Consider the following 25748-nt stretch of genomic DNA (forward strand, 5'->3'; position numbering starts at 1 on the left):
TCACAAAAAAATTGAATAAATCCATGATTTTTATGGGTTTTGCCCTTTTGTAAAGTGAACAATAGTGCTAAAATATGAAGATGCTCAAAGTGGGTGCGTTTCTTGTGTGATTTGATGTCCGTATTGACGGTCATGGGTTGAGAGTTTATGATGGATTTACAGGTAGCCTTGCATTTAAGTTCGACAGCGGTGTACACGGTGATCGGCTACAAGACTGGCACGCCTGAGCAACCAAAAATCAAAATCGCTGCTGTTGGCTTGGCACGCACCGATGCTTTTGCTGGTGGTAAGATTGAGCGCCGAGAGCATCTTTTGAGTGCGGTGCATAAGTCGCTACAAGAAGCGGGTGACATGGCAGGGGTGGAGATCCATCAAGTTTGTTTATCCCTTGCCTCGCCGCTCATGAAAAGCATGAATGACAGCCAAGAAGTGCAGCTCTACACTACCGATACGCACACCACAGTGCAGCGCAGTGATCTGTATCGAGCCAAAGAGATGATCGCTGACAAACTTTTGGCAGAAGGGTATTCGCTGTTGCAGTCTTGTCAGCAGGTGACTTATCTGGATGATAATCCGCAAGAAGTCAAAGACCCGCTGAACATGCACGCCAACAAAATCACGGCGCTAAACCATGTGATGATGCTGCCAAGTAATTATTATACACAAGTAGTCGATGCGGTGAATGCCACGGGCACATCGGTCGGAGCGACGCTGTTTGACGGTGTGGCAGGCGCTGAATACGCACTGAGCAAAGAAGAAAAAAAGCGTGGCGTGTGCTTTATTGACATCGGACATAACACCACCAAAGTCTGTGTGTACATGGATGATTTGTTGGTATTTTCTGACTGTCTTGATGTGGGCGGTCAGACCGTGACCTTTGACATATCCTCCGAACTGGATTTGTCGCTTTCTGAATCGGAAAGCTTAAAACACCAGCAAGGCACGCTACAGCTTGACCCTGCCAAACGAGCGACATTCGTCACTTTGAAGCGTCGCATGGGCGGCGAATCTACGGTGAGCCTAAGACAGCTGAGCAGCATCATTTTGGCACGCTATGAAGATATTTTTGCTAGGGTTGCCAAACGCTTGGATGAGCAAGGTTTGTCTGGATATTTAAATATGGGCGTGGTGCTGGCAGGTGGTGGCTGTCAGATTGATGGCTTAACGAAGTTTCTTAGTCATAAGTGGGCAATGCCTGTGCGCATGATGACCACCAACAGTCAGGTGAGCATTTGCCCGAAAAATCTTAACGATGATAACATCGCTTTGTTGAATGGCTATTTAAAAGACAATAAGCTACATACGGTCATCGGTTCGCTGCTGTACCAAAATAGCGATCAGTTTTTAAAAGATGGTTATGGTGAAGCGCCAGTGCAAAATGGGCTGGCGGATAAAGTTTCTGGTGCTTGGCAGTCATTTGCTAAGCGAATTAAAGAATGGTTTTGATGTCTTTGGGCAACGATTTATATTGGGAGTAAACTATGTCAACTTATTACAGCATGTCAGACGACACGCAGTTTGATACAGATGGTCAGGCACGATTCATCGTTTTTGGTGTTGGCGGCGGCGGTGGTAATGCCGTCGAGCATATGGTCAATCAGCAGGTAACGGGTATTAACTTTGTTGCGGCAAATACTGACCGTCAAGCATTGAACAAACTGACTACGCCAAACAAGCTACAATTGGGTGCTGAGCTGACTCGTGGTCTGGGTGCGGGTGCAAATCCTGAGGTGGGTCGTGAGGCAGCTGAGAGCGATGAAGAGGAGATTCGCGCTCTGTTGTCTGATTATGACATGGTATTCATCACCGCAGGTATGGGTGGTGGCACAGGTACGGGCGCTGCACCTGTGATTGCTCGCATCGCCAAAGAAGAGGGCATCTTGACGGTGGCGGTCGTGACCACGCCATTTAATTACGAAGGGAAGCGTGCTAAGATTGCTCAGCAAGGCATTGAGCAGCTGGCGCAGTATGTGGACTCTATCATCACTGTGCCAAATGAAAAGCTATTGCAAGTTTATCGTGGGCTATCGATGAAAGATGCCTTTGCTAAGGCGAATGATGTACTGCTACAAGCTGTTGATGGCATCACTCGCACCATTCGTGAGCCGGGTCTGATCAATATCGACTTTAACGATGTGCGTACCGCCATGACTGCCAAGGGTCATGCAATGATGGGTATTGGTCGTGCTAGCGGCGAAGGTCGTGCGGCAGAGGCGGCAGAAAAAGCAATTCGCTCGCCACTGCTTGATGATTTGCTACTGAAAAACGCCCAAGGTGTCATCGTAAATATCGTTGGCTCAAACATCGGTATGAGCGAGCCTGCGGAAGTGGCTGATGTGGTTAAGCGCATTGCCGACATCGATGAGGGTAACATTTTCTACGGTGCGGTTGATGATGAGTCCATGGGTGATGACATCTATGTGACTGTGATTGCCACAGGTCTGACGGTGGACGAGAACGCAAAAGCACAGCCACAGGCTAACCAAGCGCCAGCAGGTCATACCAGTGCCATCAGCCAGCAAGCACCACAGGCTCAGCCAGTCGTAGCGCCAGCGCACACATCAGCACCGGCTCGTCCAGCGGTTAAGCCAGTCAGTGTTGGCGACTTCCTAAAAAGACAGCAGCAAGACAGCCAAGGCTAATCAGTTGCCCGACCAATTTAAGCCCTGCGCAGATGCGTGGGGTTTTTTATTTATTGTGCAAACGGTTTATAACTTTTAAATCCAAGCCACAAAAAACCGCAATCACCATCAGGCTTTTGCGGTTTTTACTTTTTAAAGCTTTAAACTTAAAGACCCAGCTTGTTCGGTAGGCAAGCGATTGCTTGACTGACCGCCTCATCAAGTGTGTCATCGCCCGTCATGACGGTGATGTGACCGATCTTTCTACCTTCTCTTTCGTCTTTATGGTAATGATGAAAGTGTACCCCACGAATGCCAAGAAGGTCTTTAGGGTTTGGAAATTGTCCGATGACATTGAGCATCACAGAAGGCTGAACGATGTCTGTACTGCCCAGTGGCAAGCCCGCCACCGCACGGATGTGGTTTTCAAATTGACTGCATACCGCACCCTCAATGCTCCAATGTCCAGAATTATGCACACGGGGTGCAATCTCATTGGCGATAAGCCCTTCATTGGTGACGAACAGTTCAAGAGTCATCACGCCGACATAGTTTAGATGCTCTAACAATTTTTTGATGTTGTCTTGAGCCTGCTCGGTCAGGTGTTCGCTGTTTGGCGCAGGTGCGACCGTCTTAGCAAGAATGCCATGATGATGAGTATTTTCAACCAATGGATAATAACGAATCTCACCTGACTGCGAGCGTACAGCGATGATTGATACTTCTCGGCTAAATTGAATGAATCCTTCTGCGATGAGCGGTGCAATGTTGGTTGCATCACCAAGCTCTTGCCAGGCAGTTTCAATGTCTTGGGTGGTTTTGATGACAAATTGTCCTTTGCCATCGTAGCCGCCGCGAGTGGTTTTAAGGACAAGTGGCAGCCCCAGCTGGTGACTTGCATTGTTTAATTCATCTAAACTATTCACCGCCAAAAAAGGCACGGTGGTGATGTTTAATTCTTGAAAGAGATTTTTTTCATTCAGGCGATCTTGGGCGATGAATAGCGCTTTTGATGGCGGAAAAAGCTGATGTTTTTGCTCAATGCGATCGGCAGAGACGAGCGGCGTGTTTTCAAATTCTAGGGTGAAAGTGTCGCATGATGACTCAAAGCGCTCAAATTCTGCATTGGTAAACACCTGACCTGTCAAGGCAGCGGGGCAGTTGGCAGCATCTTCCAAAAAAACGGTGTTAATGCCAAGCGGACGGGCGGCATCGCCGAGCATTAAGCCTAATTGTCCACCGCCAAAAATGCCGATGGTGCGAACAGGAGCAAGTTTAGTCATGATACGGCTCTTTTTAAATGTTAAACAATTTGGTTTTTAGGTGATTTAAATCTGTACGCCAAAAGCAAAGTCCGATCAAGCCATGATGCCAGGCGTTGGGTTGGCAAGAATGCTTTGGGTTTGTGATTCACGAAATTTGGCGACTTTTTGCCCAAGCGCATCGTCATGGATGGCGAGCATTTGCACTGATAGTAGTCCTGCGTTGTACGCCCCTGCGCTGCCGATGGCAAGTGTGCCGACTGCCACGCCTTTGGGCATTTGCACGATGGACAGCAGGCTGTCCCAGCCGCTTAGCATGGATGATTTGACTGGTACGCCAAGGACAGGTAGGTCGGTCTGGCTTGCGCACATGCCTGGTAAATGTGCTGCACCACCTGCGCCTGCGATGATAATGGCAAGACCTCTGGATTTGGCAGATTTGGCATAGTCAAACAGGCGGTCAGGTGTGCGATGTGCTGACACGACCTCACACTCAAACGGCACGCCAAAATCAGCCAAAACTTGGGCGGCGTGCTGCATGGTTTCCCAGTCAGACTGGCTGCCCATGATGATGCCGACTTTGGTTGCACCTTGGGGAGATGGAATCGGGGGTGGCAGAGTGTTTGACATGATGTTATTCCTTAAAAACCTAATATTATAGCAAAGATTTTTGAAGAATTTTAGTGTTTTTGCTGATTTGTTGGTAAAATTCATCCACCCAGATATTGCACGAAATTCTCATTACTAAGCGTTGGGTTGTCAGTGTCAAACTGATAAGCGGTGAGATGACCGTCTTTGCCCACCGAATAATCAACGCAGACCACCTGCTTTGAGAGCATGGCAGGCGTGCCGTCTAGCCAATAATGCCCGATGAATATGGGCTTGTCGGTGTCGATGTCAAATGCCGCAAGCTCGTCATTAAGCGGTGCTGGCAAGATGGCGGGCAGATCATCGGCAAGCAGCGTCTGGTCTATGGACAGGGTTTGCCAGCCATTTACCCACCATTTCACTCGTGCTCGCTGACGCACGATGCCTGTCTTGTCAGTCATGCTAAACCCCTCTGGCAGTGGCGACTCAATGCCTTTGAGTAGGTATTCGATGGCGCTTCTTTCCTTGCTGTGCTTTTGGCAAATGTGTGCCAAAGCTTCTTGTGTCAGTCTGCGCTCATCAAGTAGGGGTGTCAGCAGATCCATGCTGCGTCTGTCGTAGCAGGCGTGAACACAGATGAAGTCATCAAATTCAAGCCAAAGTGGCAGCTCATAAAAGCGACTCACCCAATGCCGATGCAGCACCGTGCCATAGCCCACTTCGTCAATGAATGCTTGATGACCCAAGACATTGCTTGGTGTGTGCGGTCGCAGATATTCACCATCATCGCATGGCAGTATGTAGCCGATGGCATTGTATTCGTGGTTGCCCATCACCGCTTTGGCTTGATGATTGTCAATCATGTCAAAGACGATGTTGAGTGTGGCAAGCTGCTGGGCGCCCCTGTCGATGAAATCACCAATAAAAATCGCCTGATGATTGGGCGGTGCGATGAAACTTTTGCCATCATGATGATAGCCAAGCTGTCTTAGTAGCCCGACGAGCTGATCCGCCTGTCCGTGAATGTCACCAATAATGTCGTAAATCATGAGCTGTGTTGTTCAAGTAAATGTTAGCAAAATTTTCCCAAAATCGTCCAAATAATCTTTTTTGACCAGTCTTTTGTAGCAGTAAGCCAGTCTTATTTTGACCGACGAGGATCAAAATCTTGGGTTTAAAATCTTGGATTTAATAGTGCGTTGATAAAATGCAAAGCCAATGACGGCTCAATCAAGATGGTCGCCACCACGCCAAAGGCAGCACCGACCAGATGCGCTGAGTGGTTGGTATTGCCCGTCCCACGACGCTCAGCATAGACGCTGTATGCAGTATAAAGTACGGCAAAGACGATCGCAGGAATTGGCAAAATACCAAAGAAATACAGCGTCTCCCACGGTGCAAACAAGATGAACGCAAACAGCACCGCCGACACCGCACCAGATGCGCCAAGGCTTAGGTAGCGTGAGTTATTTTTGTGTTTTAGATAAGTGGGAATGATGGCGACGATGATGGCAAGCACATAAAACGCCACAAAGCCAAGCGAACCAAACTTATTGATATAAAACCGCTCAATCACTCGCCCAAAAAAATACAGCGTAAACATATTAAATAATAAATGCATCCCATCGGCATGAATGAAGCCATGCGTGATGAAGCGGTCGTATTGCTTGAAACGAGTGACAGAAATGGGGTCAAAAATCAGCCGCCCCATGAGCGTGCGGTTTTGCCATGCCAACAAGCTGATGATGACGGTGATGATGATAATGACGGTGGTGTGATTAAGATTAAGCATACAGTTATGATTTTAAAATAAAGTATTAGCTAAATTAAAAAAATAGCAAATGAAATGAACAGCTAAAATAAACCAAAATAAAGGGCTGGTTTTGAATTCTGCTTGTAAGTATAGCAGGTAAAACGCATTTGGCAAATGTCAATGTGTAAATGATGTGAATAATCTTGAATAATCTTGAATAATCTTGAATAATCTTGAATAATCTTGAATAATCTTGAATAATCTTGAATAATCTTGACGGTGTTGCCAATTTTTTAGCATGAATTTGAAAACTGCCGATTGGCAAATCTGTCAAGCGCTGATTTTGACAGCCTGATGGCCGCTAAAAATTGCCAAAAAGGGCGGATTGTGCGACTTTTTTGTAAAAAAGGGCGAGTTCATAGAGAGATTGGTAATGGTTTTGTAAAGTATTGTAGCAAGCGCTTTTATATTTTAGAAAAATCAGTCAAAATAGCGATAAGTTTTGAACATAAACGCTCACTAAAAAGCGCACATTGTGCAGAATTTATTTCAAATTTTTCAATGTTTTATGAATGACAGCAAAGGAGTTCTTTATGAATCTAATCAACACTTTATCTGAATTGGTAACCCCTCATGTGCTTGCCGCCACCGCTACTCACGACGGCGACAACACCGTAAAATCAAAGCTGCTTTCAGCTTTCTATGCCATCTTTGCCTCTCGTCTGACTGATACCAATGCTTTTGGTCGTGTGTCTGCGCTAAACACCCTGGACCTTGACAACGGTCGCAGCATTCTTGATGCCGTGTTTAACGACGCCAACACCATCAACCAAACTGCTCAGCTAAACGATCAGCTTGCCAAAGAATTCAATCTTTCTGGCACGACTACTAGCGCCCTGACCGCAGCGGCAGCACCATTGGCATTGACCAAGCTAAGAGAGCTTTCTGGTACGACTTCTTTGCCAGTATTCCTAAAAGACAACCTATCTGCGTTCAGCTCAGTTGTGCCATCATGGGCATACGCACTGCTACCAGCAGGTCTGTTCGGTGCAGCAGCAGCGACCCCTAAGCCTGCGGTAGATCCAGTACCAGCGGCGACGCATGTTAAGGCTGAGCCTGTTGCTACGACTGGCGTACTTCACAAAGAAGAGAAGAAAGAAGGTGGCTTCTTAAAAAGCCTACTACCAATCATCGGTCTGATCATTCTTGCAGGTCTTGCATGGCTACTACTTCGCAGCTGCCAAGACAAGCCAGCGCCAGTAGCTGCGCCTGTTGAGCCAGCAGCACAAGCACCAGCGACCACCGCTACTGCTGAAGCTACCCCTGCGACCCTAAACATCGCTGTTGATGAGACTGGTCAAGCTGTATATTCATGCCGTGCACAAGCAGGCTCAGAAGGTGTACTTGGTTCTATCCGCACAGCCATCGCAGGCGTGTTTGGCACTGACAAATGCACACTACAAACCACCACAGGCTATGCTGACACCATGCCAGCTGCCGAGCATCTGCCAGCCATCTTGGGTCTGATGAAAGGCGTACCAAGCTCTAGCGTGAGCATCGCTGACAAAGTGGTTCGTTTCAATGCAGCTAACGAAGCTGACATCCAAAAATTGGTTGATGGTGCAAAAGCGGTACTACCTACCGACTTCACCGTAGAAGCAGAGCCTGCGCTAGACATCGCATCTGCTGTGGCAGGTAGTATCTCTTCTGCAAAAGCTGCCATCACAGGTCTGGGTGATGCACCTACCGCTGACGACTTGGTGCGCGCGCTAAATCTACAAATCATCAACTTTGCGACTGACTCAGCCGAGATCCCTGCTGAAAACCAAGAAATCCTTGATCTAGCAGCACAAAAAATGGCAGCGCTACCAGATGCTACACTAAAAATCATCGGTCACACCGACAACCAAGCGTCTCACGAGTACAACAAAGATTTGTCTGAAAAGCGTGCCGCAGCTGTTCGTGACTACCTAGTGTCTAAGGGCGTACCTGCTGAGCGTCTGAGCATTGAAGGTGCAAGCTATGACCACCCAGTAGCTTCTAACGCTACCGAGCAAGGTCGTTTCCAAAACCGTCGCATTGAGTTCACTTTATCTCAAGCAGGTGAGCAAGTAGCTGCTGTTGGCAACGCACCAACCAGCGAAGCGACCCAAGTAGAGGCGGCACAAGCTGAGGCAGCCACCACTACGACAACTACCACCACTACCGAAAGCAAATAATGCAGACTAAGTGGTAAATCAAGTGAAAGTAGGTGTTGGGCGATTTGATTAAGTCCGTTGATTAAATTGATCAAAAAGCTCAGCAACCAAAACCAGATGATGTTAAACTATCATCTGGTTTTTTTTGTTGGATTTATAATCAGCCAAAAAATCATGCGTTTTTTGCTAAGATTATTTTTTCTGCCCATACGGGTGGATTTTGCATGAATTTGCATGAATTTGTCGGTTTTTGGCGTTTTGGAAAAATTGTGGTTTGATGATTTTTTATGACGAAAGTAATTTTGTTTAATAAGCCCTATGGCGTGCACAGTCAGTTTCGTAAGGAACATGATGAGATGCAGACTTTGGCGGATTTTTTCACCGACAAATCGCTGCGAGTGGCGGGCAGACTGGACAAGGACAGTGAGGGCTTGCTCATCTTGACGGACAGCGGTCAGCTCAATCATGCCATCACCACACCACCCAGTAAGCGTGATGGCAAAAAACTTGGCAAAACTTATTTGGTGCAAGTGGAGAATGTCCCGACCACTGCACAAATCACACAGCTAAAACAGGGCGTGACACTAAAAGATGGCAAAACACTGCCGTGTGAAGTGTCGATTTTAAATGACTTGCCGATCAAGCTTTGGGAGCGTCATCCGCCCATTCGTGAGCGCAAAAGCATAGCGACAGCTTGGCTTGCCATGACGATTTTTGAGGGAAAAAACCGTCAGGTGCGGCGCATGGTGGCGCATGTTGGCTTGCCGTGTTTGAGATTGATTCGTTATCAGGTGGGGCGGTGGCGGCTCAATGAGGCAGGCGAGCAGCTTGCCGTGGGTGAGCATCGAGTACTGCATTTGGATGAGGTGCAGTTGGCACAGCTTGGATTGACAAAGTCAAGCAAAGCTCATGGCGCTCAAGCTCAAGAGTCAGCCAAATCAACGCAAGCTTTTGCAAAACATCATGCCAATGGTCATAAGGGCAGCCATAAAAGCGCCAGCAAAACTGCCAACACTCACCACAAAGCCGCTTACGCCCACAAAAGACGCACTGTAAAGTAATCAGCCAAGCCAATCATCAGCACCGCCGCTTAGGCGAATCTGGCGATGTTCGGTGATGCCGTGCGCCACTTCAAAGACCATGAGCTCGTCACGACGAAATGCGTGGACGACGACGGCATGGCTGTCATGCTGCTGTCCTTTGCTGGCAGTTTCGAGTACTTTTTGGCTGGCTTTTAGACCATCGATGGCGATGATGATGTCATTGACAGACAGTCCAGCAAGGCTTGCGCTGCCGTCTCGTGCTAAGTGCTTGATTTTAAGACCTTCGCTCATCAATTCTGTACTCATGCCCCAGATTTTTTGCTGATGCGTGCTTTGAATGCTCACCAAAAAATCGCCAAGCATCTCTTCGATGGGCAGAGTGCTGCGACCGATGACATAATTTTCAAAGAAATCTTGCCAGATGGCTGCGGGAATAAAACCGCTCACCACCTCGCCTAAATTGTCATGCGTCATGCCAAAACGCCCATCTTTGCTGTCTTTTGCTTTTTGGTAAAATGAGCGCACGACATCGAGCAGGCGGTGGCGGTTGTTTGAGTGTTTTAGCAGCGTCAAATCAAGCAGTAGCGCCACCAAAGCGCCTTTGTTGTAGTAGCTGACGCCTTGGTTGGTGTAGTTTTCATCAGCACGATACAGCTTGATCCAAGCATCAAAACTAGACTCAGCGACGCTTTGTAAGTCGCGTCCTGCCGTCTGATAGTAGCGGTTAATCTGTGCGCCAAGCAGCTTTAAATAAGCAGCTCGATCAATCACTCCTGCCTTTAATAGCATGAAATCATCAATATAGCTGGTAAATCCTTCAAAAACCCAAAGCAGCGGCGTCGGTGCCTCTTGTTGTAGCATCGAAGTCATCATCACATCAGGGCGCACCGCCTTGACCCACCAAGCATGAAAATACTCATGGCTACAAAGCCCAAGATAGCGCTGGTAATCATCGGTCGGCAGCTCAGGCTCAAAAGCGGTCGGCAAGTCGCTGCGTGGCGTGACAAGAGCGGTGGAATTTTGGTGCTCAAGACCGCCATATTCATTGCCAGTCGCCATTGTCATGAAAGTATAATCATAAAAAGGTGCTGTGCTAAGCTCGTCCAAATAGGCTTGGCAGATTTTTTGTACATCGGTTTTTAGGCGAGTTAGATTGGCTTGGTGCTTGCCTGCGATGAAAAAACGATGTGGCAGCGCCTTGCCGTGGCGGTCGGTCACTGTAAATTCAAACATCGCCTGCGTGGCAATTTCAAAAGGATAATCATAGCTGTCAAACGCAGTCACCGCCTCAAAATGATACAGCGTGGCATCGGGCGTCTGGGTGGTGGTGTGTTTGAGCCCAGAAGCGAGCACGGCATCTGGATTGATGGCAAAAAAACTCTTTGGCACACTAAGAGTGATGTGGGCATCTGATTGCTCCTGACCTTCTATCATAAGTAGCAGTGAGCTAAAATTCCCAAAAAGTCGTGTGTGATCGACAAAGGTGGTGCGCACTGACAAGTCGTGGCAGTACACCTCATAATGCACGCTGACCGCCTCGCCAGCCTTGATGTGGGTGAGTTCATAGCTGTTTTTGCTCAGCTTTTGTGCGTCGGAAAGTTTGCCGTCATGCAGATACTGCACCAGCGTGATGTTTTTGCTAAATTCACGAATCAAATAACTGCCTGCAATCCAAGTCGGCAGCCATAATATCGGTGCATCTTGGTGAGCAGTAAATTCGATCGTGACATCCACCAAATGCGCCGAAAATCGCCGAAAATCAACCAAATACTTCATACTTAATACCCCAAAAAAACTTAGCATAGCATTTATTGGGCTTGGTGGAAAGTGATTTGGCAAGAAGTTTGACTAAAATTTGGTTACATTGCATGATTTTTGTAATTTTCACGCAAGATGCCCCAAAGTCTGCTATAATGCACATAAGCCCACCGACTGATGGTTTTTCGTTGGTTGGTGGCTGTATTTCACTTTTATAGGAAAAATTTATGACAACCATCGCAAAAGATACCGTGGTTCAATTCAATTATACACTTACCAACGACCAAGGCGAGACACTGGATCAGTCTCGTGGCGAGCCGTTGGCATATCTGCACGGCCATCAGAACATCATTCCGGGTCTAGAAGCGCAAATGGAAGGCAAGTCTGCTGGTGACAAATTTGTTGCGACCGTTTTGCCTGCTGATGCTTATGGCGAATATCTGGCCGAAGCTGTACAATCTGTGCCTCGTGCCAATTTCCAAGGTGTGGACAACATCGAGGTAGGCATGCAGTTTCAATCTCAGACCGACGATGGTCATGTGATGTTGGTGACTGTTAAAGAAGTGACCGACGAGGAAGTGGTGGTTGATGGCAACCATCCTTTGGCAGGTCAAACGCTGACCTTTGATGTTGAGATTGTGGATGTGCGTGAGGCGACTGCCGATGAAATCTCGCACGGTCACGCACATGGTGTGGGCGGTCATCACCACTGATTTACTCGCCAAATGCTTGTATAATAAAACACCTCAAAGCGATTTGAGGTGTTTTTTTTGCGGTGTTTGGTGCTTTGAGAGCGGTTTTAATAGCACTAGATAAAATCCACCCGACCTGTGCTAAGATCATAAACAGCACCGACGACCATGATCTCGCCTTTTTGGCAGCCGCTTGCCAGAAGTGGCTCGCTGTCTTTGAGCTTTTGTACATTGTTTTTGACATTGTCGTAGATGGCATTGTTTAGTAGTGCATCGGGTGTTTTTTGACCAGTGTTTACAGATTCAAGCAGGTTTTGTTTGATGGCGGGCTTGATCTGTGAGATGAGCGTAGGCAATGCGCCAGGGAGCTTGGCATCATGCTTGATGGTCTTGATGGCGGCATCGATGGCGCCGCAGCCTGTATGCCCCATGACGACAATGAGACTGGTATTCAAAAACTCGACGGCGTATTCTAGGCTTGCCAGACCATCATCATTGACAAAATTGCCTGCCAGTCTCACCACAAACAGATCGCCTGCCGCTTGATTAAACAAAAGCTCTGGGGCAACTCGTGAGTCGGCACAGCTTAAAATCGCCGCAAACGGATACTGCGCCACGACTCTGTCGGCACGACCATCGTGATGATTGATGATGTTGCTTTCGCCTGCCACATAGCGGTCATTGCCTGATTTTAGGCGATCTAGGGCGGACTTTGGGTCGAGTCTTTTGGGCTGGTTTTGGTCTTTGATGTCGTCTATCTTGATGTTGTCATTACTCATGGCTGATCTTTGGTTATGAATATTGGCTGTCATCTTAGCATGAGGGCAGGTGCTTGAGCAAGGCGTTTGTTGGGCTTTTGGTTGTTGTTTTGTGTACTTAATGCCTATGATGAGACAAGAAGCGGTTGTAAGTTGGTTTTAGCTTAGTAGCGCCCAGCATATTTAATGACTTGCCCAAAAATGCTAGGCTTTAAAAGTCTGTTTGTCTTTCTTGATTGGTGGAAAGGGAGGGGGATTTGAATTGATTTTTTTTAGCATACCACCATTTAGATAGCCAGTCTTGGTGGCAAGATGCAAGGCTGGGTTGAGGTATAAAACCCAACATTTATGGCGTAACTCATTGAATTTGTTGGGTTTCGCAAGCAGAGCCTAGCCTATGAGCTTGACAGAGAGATGGTATCTACGGGCTAACAAGGAACATCCTGTGCGTTTTACCATTGAAATTCAACGCCCTGTTGGCTCATCATCTAAAACATTGGAGTTAAAATTCGAATGAAACAGATTGAACTAATTATCCATACCTTTTTAAATCGTCATTTTGCTTCAGAGCTTTACTTTCTTTGGGATGTTGTTTGCGTAGTTGGCGAGGGTCGTATACAGCCATGTGAAGAAATTATTTATGATAATGAAACAGCTTTTTTTCTCGCTTTGGAATTCTTGCTTGCCCAAAACTACTGTCGCCTAATAACTAATGATGGCGGAAAAGAGATTGATGATGAAATAGCCAAGATGGATGCCAAGCAAGCTTGTCAGCTACTTAAAGATGTTTGGATTGGTGAGGAGGCTATGAATAAGCTTGATGAAGAAAATGAATATCTTGGTTGGTGGTTTGTAGTACTATGCCCCTATAACATCGTTCATCGATATGTAGATGAAGATGGTGAAGAGAGATGGGTTCTTAATTGATTTTAATCTCCTGTAACAAAAGCCCGTAGACTCAGGTTAGCGACAGCGTAACCTAAGCATTTATGGTGTACCTCATTGAATTTGTTGGGTTTCGCAAGCTCAACCCAACCTACGGGCTGATGTTGATAATGGAAATTTCGAGACCCGTACTGGATTAATCAAATTAGGACAACGCTGGGGTATTCCTAACATCCCCCTACCAAAATAACCTATGGGAGTAAAATAATGCGTCGCATTTATCTTGGCTACTTTACAGAAACTGATGATGATAAGCTGCACGAGGCTTTTGATATTGATGGTGAATTTATGGAGGTTCTTGCCAAAGGGTATCTAGACCCAGGGGCATTTGAGATGTACACCAAGAATGATAGCTCTTGGTTTTTTGATAGCTATGTTGCCTTGCAAAACAACTTTCCATTTTATGTTGAGATGGAGAGATTGGAAAAACTTAACATCGATCATATTTTTGGTGTTTTTTGGGTAAATTATGAAAATGACCTTGCATGCAAGCAAGGCAAAATACTAACCGTTGTTGATGATTTTTATATCGAAAAATTTCCATGGGAGGATTAGAGTTTGTAAGCTGGGTTAGCGACAGCATAGCCCAGCCCGTAGGTTGGGTTGAGCTTGCGAAACCCAAAAAATTCAATGGGTTAAGTCATGTCATCGATTTGTCCAAGTAAAGACAGGCTGTTTGTATTAAATCATTATACCGCAATTTACCAATCTTTAATATGCAAGAAAAGATTATAAACCAAATAACAACTGCTTTTCTGCCATCAATCTTGCCGACAGATTGAGGGGCTGTTAAGGGCGGGGTGTACGGATAAAATACCAAGACTTTGTTTGGAGTTTTACTCACAAAATCACTGGCAAATAAAAAAAGACCCACCTTTATGAGGCGGATCTTTTTGGTTAATACAGGATTAACCACCGAAGTCATCAAGTAAGATGTTTTCATCTTCTACGCCCAAGCCTTTGAGCATTTTGATGACAGCGGCGTTCATGACCGGAGGTCCACACATGTAGAATTCGCAGTCTTCTGGGGCAGGGTGGTCTTTTAGGTAGTTTTCATACAAGACATTGTGGATAAAGCCAGTGTAGCCTTCCCAATTGTCCTCTGGCTGTGGGTCAGATAGTGCCACATTCCACGAAAAATTCGGGAATTCAGCCGCCAAGCCGTCATAATCTTCAACATAGAACATTTCACGCTTAGAGCGCGCGCCATACCAAAAGCTGATCTTACGGTCAGATTTTAGGCGTTTGAGTTGGTCAAAGATGTGCGAACGCATCGGCGCCATACCTGCACCACCACCGATGAATACCATCTCAGCCTTGGTGTCTTTGGCGAAAAACTCACCATAAGGACCTGAGACGGTGATCTTATCGCCCGGTTTTAGGCTGAACACATAAGACGACATCTTACCTGGTGGGATGTTGTCAGGACCTCGTGGCGGTGGGCTTGCGATACGAATGTTAAACTTGATGATGCCCTTTTCTTCGGGATAGTTTGCCATCGAATAGGCACGAATCACAGGCTCAGTCACGGTCGAAGTGTAGCGCCATAGGTTAAAGTTGTCCCAGTCTTCGTGATATTCTTTGTCAATGTCAAAGTCTTTGTAGTGCACGGTGTGCGGCGGCGCTTCAAGCTGTACATAGCCACCAGCACGGAACGGCACGACTTCGCCTTCTGGGATTTTTAGGGTAAGCTCTTTAATGAATGTCGCCACATTGTCATTAGAGATAACCTCGCATTCCCATTTTTTGACATCAAAAAACTCTGGGTCAATCTCAATTTTCATGTCTTGCTTAACAGCAACCTGACACGCCAAACGCATACCATCTCGGATCTCACCTTGGGTGAAATGACCTTCTTCGGTCGGTAAAATCGAGCCGCCGCCGTCAAGTACTTTACAGCGACACTGACCACAAGTACCACCGCCACCACAAGCAGACGATAGGAAAATGCCTTCGTTTGCTAGGGTTTGCAGCAGTTTGCCACCTGCGGCAGTGACGACATTGTTGTCCGGATTTTCGTTGATGTTGATAGTCACTTTGCCTGAGCTGACTAGGCGAGAGCGAGCTATCAGAATCACCACCACCAAGCTCATGATGATGGCGGTGAACATTGCTACGCCGCTAAATGCGGTACCAAATTCCATTCTCGTTCTCCTAATGGTTAGATTGACATACCGCCGAATGACATGAAGCCAAGCGACATCAGACCAACGGTAATAAAGGTAATGCCAAGACCACGCAAGGGTGCAGGCACATCCGAGTATTTAAGTTTTTCACGGATGCCTGCCAGCGCAGCGATTGCCAGCGCCCAACCAAGACCTGAGCCGATGCCATACACAATGGATTCGCCAAAGTTATAATCACGCTCCACCATGAACAGTACACCACCCATGATGGCGCAGTTTACGGTAATGAGTGGTAGGAATACACCAAGGGCATTGTACAAAGAGGGTACAAACTTATCCAAGAACATTTCTAGAATCTGTACTGTCGCAGCAATCAGGGCGATATAAGACAGCAAGCCCAAAAAGCTCAAATCAACATTTGGATAGCCTGCCCATGCCAATGCACCGTCTTTAAGTAGGTATTGATAGAGTAGGTTGTTTAGAGGGACGGTGATTGCCATAACAGCAATAACTGCCACACCCAGACCAATGGCGGTAGAGACTTTCTTAGATACCGCAAGGAAAGTACACATCCCTAAGAAAAAGGCAAGCGCCATGTTCTCAATGAATACGGATGTGATGAATAGACTGATATAGTGTCCCATTAGTGTGCTCCCCCTTTAGAATTTGGCTTGATGACAAATTCGGCAGGTTCTTGTTGGTCTTTCTTCCAAAGACGGACAATGGCGATGAATAAGGCAATCACAAAAAATGATGATGGCGGTAATAGCAACAGACCGTTTGGAATGTACCAGCCGCCATCGGTGGCTTTTTCAAGTAATTGAATGCCAAACCAGCTGCCGTTACCGATGATTTCACGCACGGTCGCCACAAAAATTAGCACCGCTGAGTAGCCAAGACCGTTACCAATGCCATCTAGGAAGCTTGGCACAGGTGGGTTGCTCATGGCGAACGCTTCGGCACGGCCCATGACGATACAGTTGGTGATAATCAGACCAACGAATACCGACAACGAACGGCTGATTTCATAAGCAAAGGCTTGGAGAATCTGATCAACGATAATCACAAGGCTTGCAATGATCACCATCTGTACGATGATACGAATCGATGATGGGATTTTGTTACGAATGATTGAGATAAAGAAGCTTGAAAACGCCGTCACCAATGTCAAGGCGATTGACATGACCAAGGCGTTGGCAACGCTTGTCGTTACCGCCAATGCCGAACAAATACCCAAAATCTGCAAGGCGATTGGGTTATTGTTGAAAATTGGCGTGGTTAAGATTTTTTTGGTATCAGACATGATTACGCTCCTTCGCCATTGCCAGCAGTGCCAGCTTTTAGGTTGTCAAGGAATGGCTTGTAGCCATTGTCGCCCATCCAAAATTGTAGCAAGTCATTCACACCACGAATGGTCAAAGTTGCACCACTGATGCCATCGACTTGACCTTCACGAGCTGTGCCTGCCTTGGTGACTGCCATCTTCATGGAGCCGTCTTCATTATAGACTTCTTTGCCAGTCCACAGCGCTTGCCACTGTGGCTCCTCGATGCGAGAGCCTAGACCCGGGGTTTCTTTGTGCTGATAAAAATTCACGCCTTTGATGGTGTTCAAATCTTTATCTAGGGTTAAAAGACCGAAAATCGGACCCCAAAGACCTGCGCCATGAATCGGCAGGACGATTTGATCTAGGTCGCCATTGGCGTCTTTGGCAAGATAGACTTTGGCAAAGTGTGGACGACCGCCAATCTTGGCAATGTCGTGATCCAGACGGGTTGCCATGTTTGGTGTGCGAGCGGCTTTGGCGACATCGTAGCTGTCAAGGTCATTGATGCCTGCCGCATCGATTTCAGCTTGGGTGGCAAATTTGCCAGTTCTAAGATCCACAAGACGCACTTCAAAGTCGGCAAATCGCTCTGCGACGACGCTGTTGGTGTCGGTCTCTGGGTTGAATCTGTCTGCCGCCACCAAGATGTTTTTGTTCAAGTCAAGCTTTTTGTTGGCTTGCTGCTGGGATTTTAGACCCACTGCGACCGCCGACACCATCACTGAGCAAACCAAGCACAGGATGAGGGCGGTAGCTAGGGTTGTTACATTACTATTTTTGGCTGACATGAGCTAATCTCCGTGCATTTTGGCGTTTGATGTTAGCCTGTTTGACAAAATAGTCAAATAATGGGGCGAACAAGTTAGCAAATAGGATGGCTAGCATGATGCCTTCTGGGAAAGCAGGGTTCACCACACGAATGACGACGGTCATAAAGCCGATAAGCAGACCATAGCACCAGCGACCTGTGTTGGTGTGTGCCGCAGAAACTGGGTCTGTCGCCATGAATACCGCACCAAACAAGAAGCCGCCGATGACCAAGTGCCAGTGTGGGGCAAGGCTCATCATTGGGTTGTCGCCGCCGATGAGATTAAAGATGAACGCTGTGACAACCAAACCGATCACCGCACCTGCAATCACACGCCAGCTGGCGATCTTGGTGTAAATCAATACCGCACCACCGATCATGATGGCAAGGGCAGAGACTTCACCGATAGAGCCTTGCATGTTGCCCAAAAATGCGTCAGACCAAGTGATGGCTTGACCATAGGCATTGACAAACTGCTCAGGAGCCACGCCTGCGGCAGCCTGACCCAGTGGGGTGGCGCCAGAGAAACCATCAATGGCTGTCCAGACCGCATCGCCTGACATAGAAGCAGGGTAGGCAAAATACAAGAAAGCACGACCAGCCAAGGCAGGGTTTAGGAAGTTTTTGCCAGTACCGCCAAAGACCTCTTTGGCAACCACAACACCAAAGCTGATGCCAAGCGCCACTTGCCAAAGCGGCGTGTCTGGTGGTAGAGATAGGGCAAATAGCACCGAAGTGACAAAAAAGCCTTCATTGACTTCGTGTCCACGCACGACCGCAAAGATGATTTCCCACAGGATACCAACGGCGAAAGTCACGGCATAAATCGGTAAAAATTGCATCGCACCATAGACAAGACAAGCCCAAATGCTGTTTGGATCATAGCCTGCTGAATTGGTGATGACGGTGCGCCAGCCTTCTGGCGTGATGCCTGATTGTGCAATGAAAGTCAGCGCTTGAAAGCCGACATTGTACATACCCCAAAACATCGCAGGGAAGGTACATAGCCAGACGGTGATCATGATGCGTTTTAGGTCGATGCCGTCACGCACATGAGAGGCGCTGTAAGTCTGAGATGATGGCTGACGGAAAAAGGTGTCAAACATCTCAAAGATGGCGTAGTATTTTTCGTATTTTCCGCCTTTGGTAAAGGACGGCTCCATACGGTCAAAGATATTATGAATGAATTTCATCGTTTAGCCTTCCTGCTCAATACGGGTCAAGTTGTCACGCAAAATGTCACCAAATTCATATTTACCCGGTGAGATAAAGGTGCAAAGCGCCAAGTCTTCTTCGTCCAGCTCAAGCGCACCCAGCTCAACGGCTTCTACGATGTCGCCGACAATCAGTGAACGCAACAGCTGTGTGGGTAGGTAGTCTTGCGGCATGATGTTTTCAAATGAGCCAATCGGCACCATCGCACGAGGCGAGCCGTTGGTCGAGGTGGTGAAATCGAATTTTTTGCCAAAAAATTGTGAAATGTAAATCGGCAAGAATGAGAAACGATTTGCACCTGGTGAGAAAAAGTGCATGGCAGGGCGCTCACGACCTTCGGCAAGTACTGAGACTTGATTGTGGAAACGACCCAAAAACGCCACTGTACCACTGGCTTTACGACCTGACAGCACCGAACCTGAGATGATGCGGTTGTCATTGCCTTTAAGCTCGCCATTGGTCAGCTCGTTCAAATCTGCGCCACGAGTGGTGCGCACCAAGCGAGGGTTTGTCACGGCGGGACCTGCCAGACTGATGATGCGATCTGTATAGATGCGCCCTGTGGTGAACAGCTTACCGATGGCGATCACATCTTGATAGCCGATGGTCCAGACGGTCGTGCCACGAGCCAAAGGATGTAAGAAGTGAATGTGCGTACCTGCATTGCCTGCTGGGTGCTTGCCTGTAAAACCGTGATATTCGGTGCTGTTGCCCGCCGCCAGATTTGCTGCTTTGGCAGGTGCGACGGCGCCGTGGCAGACATAGGTCTTTGGCGACAAAGTTGATAAGATTGCCAAGCCATCATTGAACGCGTCGATGTGTTCATTGATGATGTCGGCTGCGTCAGCGCTGAGCGGATTGGTGTCGGTCGCCGTTACGAAAATGGCAGACGGTACGCTGTCAATCTCTGGAGTGCGGCTAAATGGGCGAGTGCGAAACGCTGTCCATTCGCCAGATGCCACCAGCTGCTGCTTTACAGTCTCACGATCAATCGCTGCTAGGTCTTGTGACAAGTAAGCATCAAAGGTCACTTCATTGTCAGACTGATGATCGGCAGCGATGATGATGCTTTCAAACACACGGCGCTCGCCACGGTTGATGGCGACGATTTGACCGCTGACAGGGGCGGTATATTTAACACCCGCACGCTTTTTGTCTTCAAACAACACTTGCCCTTTGGCGACGATGTCACCTTCCTTGACACTCATGGTCGGACGCATACCGATATAGTCATAACCGATGATGGCGACCTGAGTTGGCGTGTGTTCGCTAATCTGTTTGGCAGGTTCGCCTGTGATGGGCAAATCCAAACCTTTTTTGATGGTAATCATAAGCGGATACTTAAATTAAGACCAAAACACACCAGCACGGGCAAGCCCAAACGAGTCGTGGCTACCGCAAGCGGCTGGCTACCAAGTTTCCCAAAAACATCCAAAACCTGCTGGCAAGGCGATGCCTGCTGGCAAGTTATTTTTGTCCAAAGGAAGGTGTTCGGCGAAAAAATTGGGGCTATTTTTGTTACAAAAACATTACCAAAACGCCGTAACACATACAATTAACCTTTCAATTATACGCCATTTTGTCAAAAATTTACAGAGTTTTTGGTAAAAATGTTCACAAAAAGTAGTTTAAGCTTATGATAATAAATGATTTTTTTGATTCATGAACTTATTTTTTGTAAAATTTAAAAATTGTTGCCAAATTTTATGATTATTTTGCTACAATCGTTCATCATCTGGCGTTTAAAAATGGTTTGTGAATGGTTTTGTTTACCAATCAGCCATCTGCCAAATGGCTTGGTTTTGGTGTTTTTTATGAGTTTTAAAATCATTCACCAAAAATTTTGGGTATTATTTAGAATTGATAAAGGGTAAGTTATGTCAATGTTGATTATCCCTGCCATCGACTTAAAAGACGGCAAATGCGTGCGTCTAAAACAAGGGCGCATGGAGGACGATACGGTGTTTAGTGATGACCCTGTGAGCATGGCGACGCAGTGGGTCAATCAAGGGGCAAGACGCCTGCATTTGGTGGATTTGAATGGGGCGTTTGATGGCGTGCCTGTACATAAAGAAGTGGTGACTGCCATCGCCAAGGTGCATCCTGATTTGCCCATTCAGCTTGGCGGCGGCGTGCGCAGCCTTGATACCATTCGTCATTATTTGGAGGCTGGTCTAAATTATATCATCATCGGCACCAAAGCGCTTGAAAATCCTGAGTTTGTTGATGAGGCGTGCCGTGAGTTTGCTGGTCACATCATCGTTGGGATTGATGCCAAAGATGGCTTTGTGGCGACGCACGGCTGGGCAAATGTGACAGACACTCGTGCCACCGACCTTGCCAAGCGTTTTGCTGACGCTGGCGTGTCGTCCATCGTCTATACCGACATCGCCAAAGACGGCATGATGCAGGGTGTGAACATTGATGAAACGGTGCGACTTGCTAAGGCGTGCGGTTTGCCAGTCATTGCCTCAGGCGGGGTAACGAACATGGTAGACATCGAGCAGTTAAAGCCGTACAGCGAGCATTTGCTTGGGGCGATCACAGGGCGAGCCATCTATGAAGGGACACTCGATTTGGCGACCGCACAGGCGTTTTTGGATCGTTGATTGGTTTTGTTTGATAAAATTTGATAAAAAAAGAGCGAGATGATTCGCTCTTTTTTATTGACTGCGTTTAGCGGTTGGGTGGCTAATTTCCAAATCATGTAATCAAGTGAGGGTGTGTGATGATGTGCCACGACCTTTCAATCAATATTATGCCACATCTTTATTTGAGTAAACTCCCTTCCCACACACGACCGTCCGCAAGTAACAGATAATCAAAAGTATCATTGGACACCGTGCGCACTATGGGAGTAGGTAGGGTGTCATTTAGGGCAATCAAGCCATCAGGGGTCATCATGCTCATTTGGCGATAACCTGTATGGGGAATCAGGGCAAATAGCCCATCACGACCTGCCACTAGATTGGTGTCAAACGCACCGATGGCATGATTAGAATAACCCTCGCCCAATACCTTTTCATTGAGCTTATCGCCAACTTGGGTGTACTCGACCAACCGCCCGACCAAATGAGGCATTTGCACCGCATACAGTTTACCATCAAACACAAAAGGCGACTGCCAGCGATGGCTTGGCAGGGGCGTGCTTTGGGCGATGAGTTGTAATTGGTCGTTCACATTGTCAATGATGACCGTACTTGCCCCATGCCCACCGCCTGCAAGCGTCGTTACTAGGCGGTTGCCTTTGCCGTGGGGTAGGATTTCAAAGGTATTTGCCTCAAATACTGAGCCTTTGACCGCTAGGGGCTTGGCAAGTGGGGTTAGGCTGTGTCGCTCCAAAAACTGCACTTGCCCTGCCTCGATGTCATCGCCCAGCACGCCATGCCGATAGGTGGTGCTGTCGGGGTGGGATAGCACGGCGATATGACCCTCGCTGTTATCGCCTGTGAAGTTAATCTGTACGGGGCGAGCGTCTGGCAAGACAGGGCTAAAACGAGCAACCACCTGCACGCTGTCTCCCACCACTTCAAGGCGGACAAGGCTTGCCGTGCCGTCATCATGAGCCTGTACCGCTATGGTGGCAAATGGGAGCATGAGCATGGCAGAGTGGGGCGATAGCCGGATGGAGGAGCGGTAAGTTTGTCCATTTTGGATTAGGGTAAAATGACCATCTTTGTCAGCAAAAGCTATTTTATCAAACTTTACCACAGGAGTCACGATAGGAGTCACGATTGGCGATACGCCCTCAGCAAGTTTGGCAGGTCTTTTGGGGTGTGGCACTTGCCAAAGCTCGCCTTTGTCATTGATGACCATAAGATAGCCCACATCATCAAGGGCGATTTGTTTGGCACGTCCGACTTTGGATAAATCAAGCTCATTTAGCTCATAAAATCCCTCACGCACCGTTTGGCGTTGGGTGGCTTGTTCGCTACTAGGCTCACTAATGGGCTTGGCGCAAGCGGATAAGTTTGCCACAAGTAGGGCGAGGCTTAGAGTAAGGGTGAGTTTGTGAATGGTCATGGGATTGCCTTTATTTTTGGGTGCTTGACAAGTTTTAAAGTGCATTATATGATACGAGAAGTTTTTTAGAATTCCACAACAATAGCGAGCGTAATTGCGGGGTTTTTGGGTGATTTTTCAAAGTTTGAAGCATTGAAACCAATGGGAGAGCTTTTTGGCGAACTTATCCTGTCTAAAATTTTGGACTTATTCATTGAAAAAGCATACGAATTGATAAAAGCTCATTGTAAGGAGAAAAACATGAATGAAATCTTTTCACGCATCATCACATCCAAAACAGTCTTATGGGGTTGATATCGCTAGGAGTATAAGGCACAACCGTTTCCCCACCAGTTTTTATAAATTGGGACAATAAAAATTGTCCCAATTTTTTACGCTTTCTTTTTGTTGATCTTTTTCTTAGCGGGCTTTTTCGCCTCTTCCCCCACTTTCTCCACCAACGCAAAATCCACTTGCAATAAATCCATGTTCACGCCAGCGACCTTAATCAGCACCTGCTCGCCAAGCTTGAATACTGAGCCACGCTCGCCAACCAAGGCTTGCTCTCGTTCATCATAGTCAAAATATTCCTGTCCAAGCCCTGAGATGTGTATCAGCCCATCAATGAACAAATCATTGAGCGTCACGAACAGCCCAAAGCTTGTGACGGTGGTGATCGTTCCGACAAATTCATCGCCCAGATGTCTTTGCATGTAGTGGCATTTTAGCCATGTTTCCACATGACGGCTGGCTTCTTCGGCTCGGCGCTCGGTGGTGGAGGTTTGCTCGCCTGCCTCGTCTAGGGTTTTGTAAATGGCAGGCTTGGATTTTTTGTTGGTCACTTTATCCTTGATGGCTCGGTGGAGCATGAGGTCAGGATAACGGCGAATCGGACTGGTAAAATGGCTGTATTCATCATATGCTAAGCCAAAATGACCGATGTTGTCAGGGCTATAATTTGCCTGCATCATCGAGCGAAGTAGCATGCTATGGATACTCTGGGTGTCGGCACGACCTTCCACCGCCTTGATGATGCGCTGATAATCGGCGTGCGTGGGCGACTCAGTCGGAAATGACAGTCCAAACGATTTGGCGTACTCAGACAGCTTGGCTGATTTTTCATCCGATGGCTTGTCGTGGTTGCGATACAAGACGGGCAGCTCATGCTTGATGGAGAAATTTGCCGCACAGGTATTTGCAAGCAGCATCATCTCCTCGATGAGCTTATGAGCGTCGCCTCGTGTGCGTTTTTTGATGTCTTTGATGTCGCCATCTTCGCCAAAGACGATGTAGCTTTCGGCGGTTTCAAAAGCCATCGCACCTCGTTCCTCTCGTCTTTGGTCAAGGACTTGGTACAGCTGGTACATGGTGTCCACCGATTTTAATACCTCAGGGTTTTTTACCAAGTCGTCAGGGAGTGTTTCATTGGTGGGGTCGTCAAAATAGGCATTAACTTGGTTATAAGTCAGGCGAGCCTGAGAGTGCATGACCGCAGGATAAAACTCATAGCCCGTCACTTTGCCTGCTTTGGAGAGCTTGATGTCCGCCACCATGCATAATCTATCTACTTTGGGGTTTAGCGAACATAAGCCATTGGACAGCACTTCTGGCAGCATCGGAATCACTCGGTGCGGAAAATACACACTTGTGCCACGCTCATAGGCTTCGGCATCAAGCGGACTGCTTGGCGTCACATAGTGGCTGACATCAGCGATGGCGACCACCACACGGTAGTTACCGCCTGCTCGCTTGCAGGCATAGACGGCATCGTCAAAGTCTCGTGAATCCTCACCATCGATGGTAATTAAAGGTAAGTCTCGTAAATCTACTCGCCCCGCAAAATCCTGCTGTGTCGGCTCATCGTAGCTTTCGGCTTGCTCCAAGGCAGCTTGGCTAAACTCCGAAGGAATGCCTTGATTTAAAAGTGTGGTTTCGATGATAAGCTCACGGTCATTAAGATTTGTCAAAAGCTCGGTAATCTTGCCTGTGGCATATTCTTGGTAAGTGGGCATGTCGATGATGGCGACTTTGACACTGTCGCCAAGCTGAGCATTCATGTTCGCCACATTGTCGTCGGTCAGTGTGATGGGCTGATGTGCGTTCGCCCCTGACAGGCGGACAAAGTAGCCTTCATCGTCGCTGTCCAAGACGCCCACAAACTCCGTGCCAGCTCGTGCCAACACACTTTGAATGCGAGCCTCTGCCTTGCCTTTAAATTCGGTCGCCACTGCCTCTACTGTATCGCCATCAAAAACCACACGCATTTGCTTTTCATGAACAAATAAATCTGGCATGTCATCGAGTGCAACAAAGCCAAAGCCTTTGGGGTTGGCGATGATTTTGCCGATAACGACAGTAGGGGGTGCTGCGATGCTAAAATGAATGCCGTCGCTGCGTTCTAGCTGGCCGTCTCTAAGCATGGCTTTTAGGCGATTATTCAAGGCAAAAAATCTGTCCTCATCGCCTAAGATGTCAAAATGTAGCCCTAAGCTTTCGGCGGTGGCTGCCTTGCCGTCGTTGTTCATCTGAGCGACGGTCTGCAAAATCAGCAGGCGTGACGGAATGGGGTTTTGGTATTTGTTCGCCTCGTCTGTGGCGTTGGGGTCGTTCCATGTTGGTGTGTTTTGTTTTTTCATGAGTACTCTCTACTTC

23 protein-coding genes are annotated in these 25748 nt (G+C 47.5%); 8 read left to right on the top strand and 15 right to left on the bottom strand.

What is annotated here, in order from left to right:
* Positions 1–147 precede the first annotated feature (147 nt).
* Both ftsA and ftsZ read left to right on the top strand, forming a co-directional pair.
* Entirely contained in the window at positions 148–1446 is a 1299-nt protein-coding gene (gene ftsA, locus LU290_RS02015) for a cell division protein FtsA (protein WP_277808905.1), read from the top strand.
* A 53-nt stretch (positions 1447–1499) separates the two neighbouring features.
* Positions 1500–2642, top strand: coding sequence for a cell division protein FtsZ (ftsZ, locus tag LU290_RS02020; protein WP_277809531.1), 1143 nt, complete (start codon positions 1500–1502; stop codon positions 2640–2642).
* A gap of 146 nt (positions 2643–2788) precedes the next feature.
* On the opposite strand, the gene LU290_RS02025 is transcribed toward ftsZ, so the two are convergent.
* The 4 genes from LU290_RS02025 to LU290_RS02040 form a co-directional block, all read right to left on the bottom strand.
* Complete coding sequence (locus LU290_RS02025) at positions 2789–3904, bottom strand: 5-(carboxyamino)imidazole ribonucleotide synthase (protein ID WP_277808906.1); 1116 nt, start codon at positions 3902–3904, stop codon at positions 2789–2791.
* Between the two features lie 75 nt (positions 3905–3979).
* On the bottom strand, positions 3980–4513 hold the full coding sequence (gene purE, locus LU290_RS02030) for a 5-(carboxyamino)imidazole ribonucleotide mutase (RefSeq protein ID WP_277808907.1): 534 nt from the start codon (positions 4511–4513) through the stop codon (positions 3980–3982).
* 80 nt (positions 4514–4593) lie between these two features.
* A complete protein-coding gene (locus LU290_RS02035) occupies positions 4594–5520 on the bottom strand; it encodes a metallophosphoesterase (protein WP_277808908.1) in 927 nt (308 codons plus the stop codon).
* Positions 5521–5645: 125 nt separating this feature from the next.
* On the bottom strand, positions 5646–6263 hold the full coding sequence (locus LU290_RS02040) for a rhomboid family intramembrane serine protease (protein ID WP_277808909.1): 618 nt from the start codon (positions 6261–6263) through the stop codon (positions 5646–5648).
* 554 nt (positions 6264–6817) lie between these two features.
* Here LU290_RS02040 and LU290_RS02045 point away from each other — a divergent pair.
* Both LU290_RS02045 and LU290_RS02050 read left to right on the top strand, forming a co-directional pair.
* A complete protein-coding gene (locus LU290_RS02045; RefSeq protein ID WP_277808910.1) occupies positions 6818–8443 on the top strand; it encodes an OmpA family protein in 1626 nt (541 codons plus the stop codon).
* A gap of 266 nt (positions 8444–8709) precedes the next feature.
* On the top strand, positions 8710–9483 hold the full coding sequence (locus LU290_RS02050; protein WP_277808911.1) for a pseudouridine synthase: 774 nt from the start codon (positions 8710–8712) through the stop codon (positions 9481–9483).
* On the opposite strand, the gene LU290_RS02055 is transcribed toward LU290_RS02050, so the two are convergent.
* Complete coding sequence (locus tag LU290_RS02055) at positions 9484–11241, bottom strand: M61 family metallopeptidase (RefSeq protein ID WP_277808912.1); 1758 nt, start codon at positions 11239–11241, stop codon at positions 9484–9486.
* Between the two features lie 209 nt (positions 11242–11450).
* On the opposite strand from LU290_RS02055, the gene LU290_RS02060 reads away from it, so the two are divergent.
* Positions 11451–11936 carry an FKBP-type peptidyl-prolyl cis-trans isomerase gene (locus tag LU290_RS02060; protein WP_277808913.1) on the top strand — a complete coding sequence of 162 codons (486 nt, stop codon included), beginning with the start codon at positions 11451–11453 and terminating at the stop codon, positions 11934–11936.
* A gap of 95 nt (positions 11937–12031) precedes the next feature.
* Here the strand turns inward: LU290_RS02060 and LU290_RS02065 are convergent, their stop codons facing one another.
* On the bottom strand, positions 12032–12694 hold the full coding sequence (locus LU290_RS02065) for a carbonic anhydrase (RefSeq protein WP_277808914.1): 663 nt from the start codon (positions 12692–12694) through the stop codon (positions 12032–12034).
* A 492-nt stretch (positions 12695–13186) separates the two neighbouring features.
* Here LU290_RS02065 and LU290_RS02070 point away from each other — a divergent pair, with 492 nt between their 5' ends.
* Together LU290_RS02070 and LU290_RS02075 are read left to right on the top strand one after the other, a co-directional pair.
* Complete coding sequence (locus tag LU290_RS02070; protein WP_277808915.1) at positions 13187–13600, top strand: hypothetical protein; 414 nt, start codon at positions 13187–13189, stop codon at positions 13598–13600.
* Positions 13601–13825: 225 nt separating this feature from the next.
* On the top strand, positions 13826–14173 hold the full coding sequence (locus LU290_RS02075) for a hypothetical protein (protein WP_277808916.1): 348 nt from the start codon (positions 13826–13828) through the stop codon (positions 14171–14173).
* An 85-nt stretch (positions 14174–14258) separates the two neighbouring features.
* On the opposite strand, the gene LU290_RS02080 is transcribed toward LU290_RS02075, so the two are convergent.
* Genes LU290_RS02080 through LU290_RS02110 form a run of 7 tightly spaced genes read right to left on the bottom strand, consistent with a single transcriptional unit; the run spans position 14259 to position 20425 of the window.
* Complete coding sequence (locus LU290_RS02080) at positions 14259–14561, bottom strand: hypothetical protein (protein ID WP_277808917.1); 303 nt, start codon at positions 14559–14561, stop codon at positions 14259–14261.
* Positions 14527–15762, bottom strand: coding sequence for an NADH:ubiquinone reductase (Na(+)-transporting) subunit F (gene nqrF / locus LU290_RS02085; RefSeq protein WP_277808918.1), 1236 nt, complete (start codon positions 15760–15762; stop codon positions 14527–14529). The genes LU290_RS02080 and nqrF overlap by 35 nt, the downstream gene beginning before the upstream one ends.
* Positions 15763–15779: 17 nt before the next feature.
* Complete coding sequence (gene nqrE / locus LU290_RS02090; RefSeq protein ID WP_277808919.1) at positions 15780–16388, bottom strand: NADH:ubiquinone reductase (Na(+)-transporting) subunit E; 609 nt, start codon at positions 16386–16388, stop codon at positions 15780–15782.
* Positions 16388–17047: an NADH:ubiquinone reductase (Na(+)-transporting) subunit D gene (locus LU290_RS02095; protein ID WP_277808920.1), complete on the bottom strand. Its 660-nt coding sequence runs from the start codon at positions 17045–17047 to the stop codon at positions 16388–16390. The genes nqrE and LU290_RS02095 overlap by 1 nt, the downstream gene beginning before the upstream one ends.
* Positions 17048–17049: 2 nt before the next feature.
* Positions 17050–17859, bottom strand: a complete 810-nt coding sequence (locus LU290_RS02100; RefSeq protein WP_277808921.1) for a Na(+)-translocating NADH-quinone reductase subunit C — start codon at positions 17857–17859, stop codon at positions 17050–17052.
* Positions 17843–19072, bottom strand: a complete 1230-nt coding sequence (locus LU290_RS02105) for an NADH:ubiquinone reductase (Na(+)-transporting) subunit B (RefSeq protein WP_277808922.1) — start codon at positions 19070–19072, stop codon at positions 17843–17845. The genes LU290_RS02100 and LU290_RS02105 overlap by 17 nt, the downstream gene beginning before the upstream one ends.
* Positions 19073–19075: 3 nt before the next feature.
* A complete protein-coding gene (locus tag LU290_RS02110; protein WP_277808923.1) occupies positions 19076–20425 on the bottom strand; it encodes a Na(+)-translocating NADH-quinone reductase subunit A in 1350 nt (449 codons plus the stop codon).
* Positions 20426–20977: 552 nt separating this feature from the next.
* Here LU290_RS02110 and hisA point away from each other — a divergent pair.
* Positions 20978–21703: a 1-(5-phosphoribosyl)-5-[(5-phosphoribosylamino)methylideneamino]imidazole-4-carboxamide isomerase gene (gene hisA, locus LU290_RS02115; RefSeq protein WP_277809532.1), complete on the top strand. Its 726-nt coding sequence runs from the start codon at positions 20978–20980 to the stop codon at positions 21701–21703.
* A gap of 160 nt (positions 21704–21863) precedes the next feature.
* Here the strand turns inward: hisA and LU290_RS02120 are convergent, their stop codons facing one another.
* Together LU290_RS02120 and rnr are read right to left on the bottom strand one after the other, a co-directional pair.
* Positions 21864–23117: a hypothetical protein gene (locus LU290_RS02120; protein WP_277808924.1), complete on the bottom strand. Its 1254-nt coding sequence runs from the start codon at positions 23115–23117 to the stop codon at positions 21864–21866.
* A 371-nt stretch (positions 23118–23488) separates the two neighbouring features.
* Positions 23489–25732 carry a ribonuclease R gene (gene rnr, locus LU290_RS02125; RefSeq protein WP_277808925.1) on the bottom strand — a complete coding sequence of 748 codons (2244 nt, stop codon included), beginning with the start codon at positions 25730–25732 and terminating at the stop codon, positions 23489–23491.
* Between the last annotated feature and the right edge of the window lie 16 nt (positions 25733–25748).

The sequence above is a fragment of the Moraxella nasibovis genome (assembly GCF_029581575.1).
GTDB classification, from domain to species: Bacteria; Pseudomonadota; Gammaproteobacteria; order Pseudomonadales; family Moraxellaceae; genus Moraxella; species Moraxella nasibovis.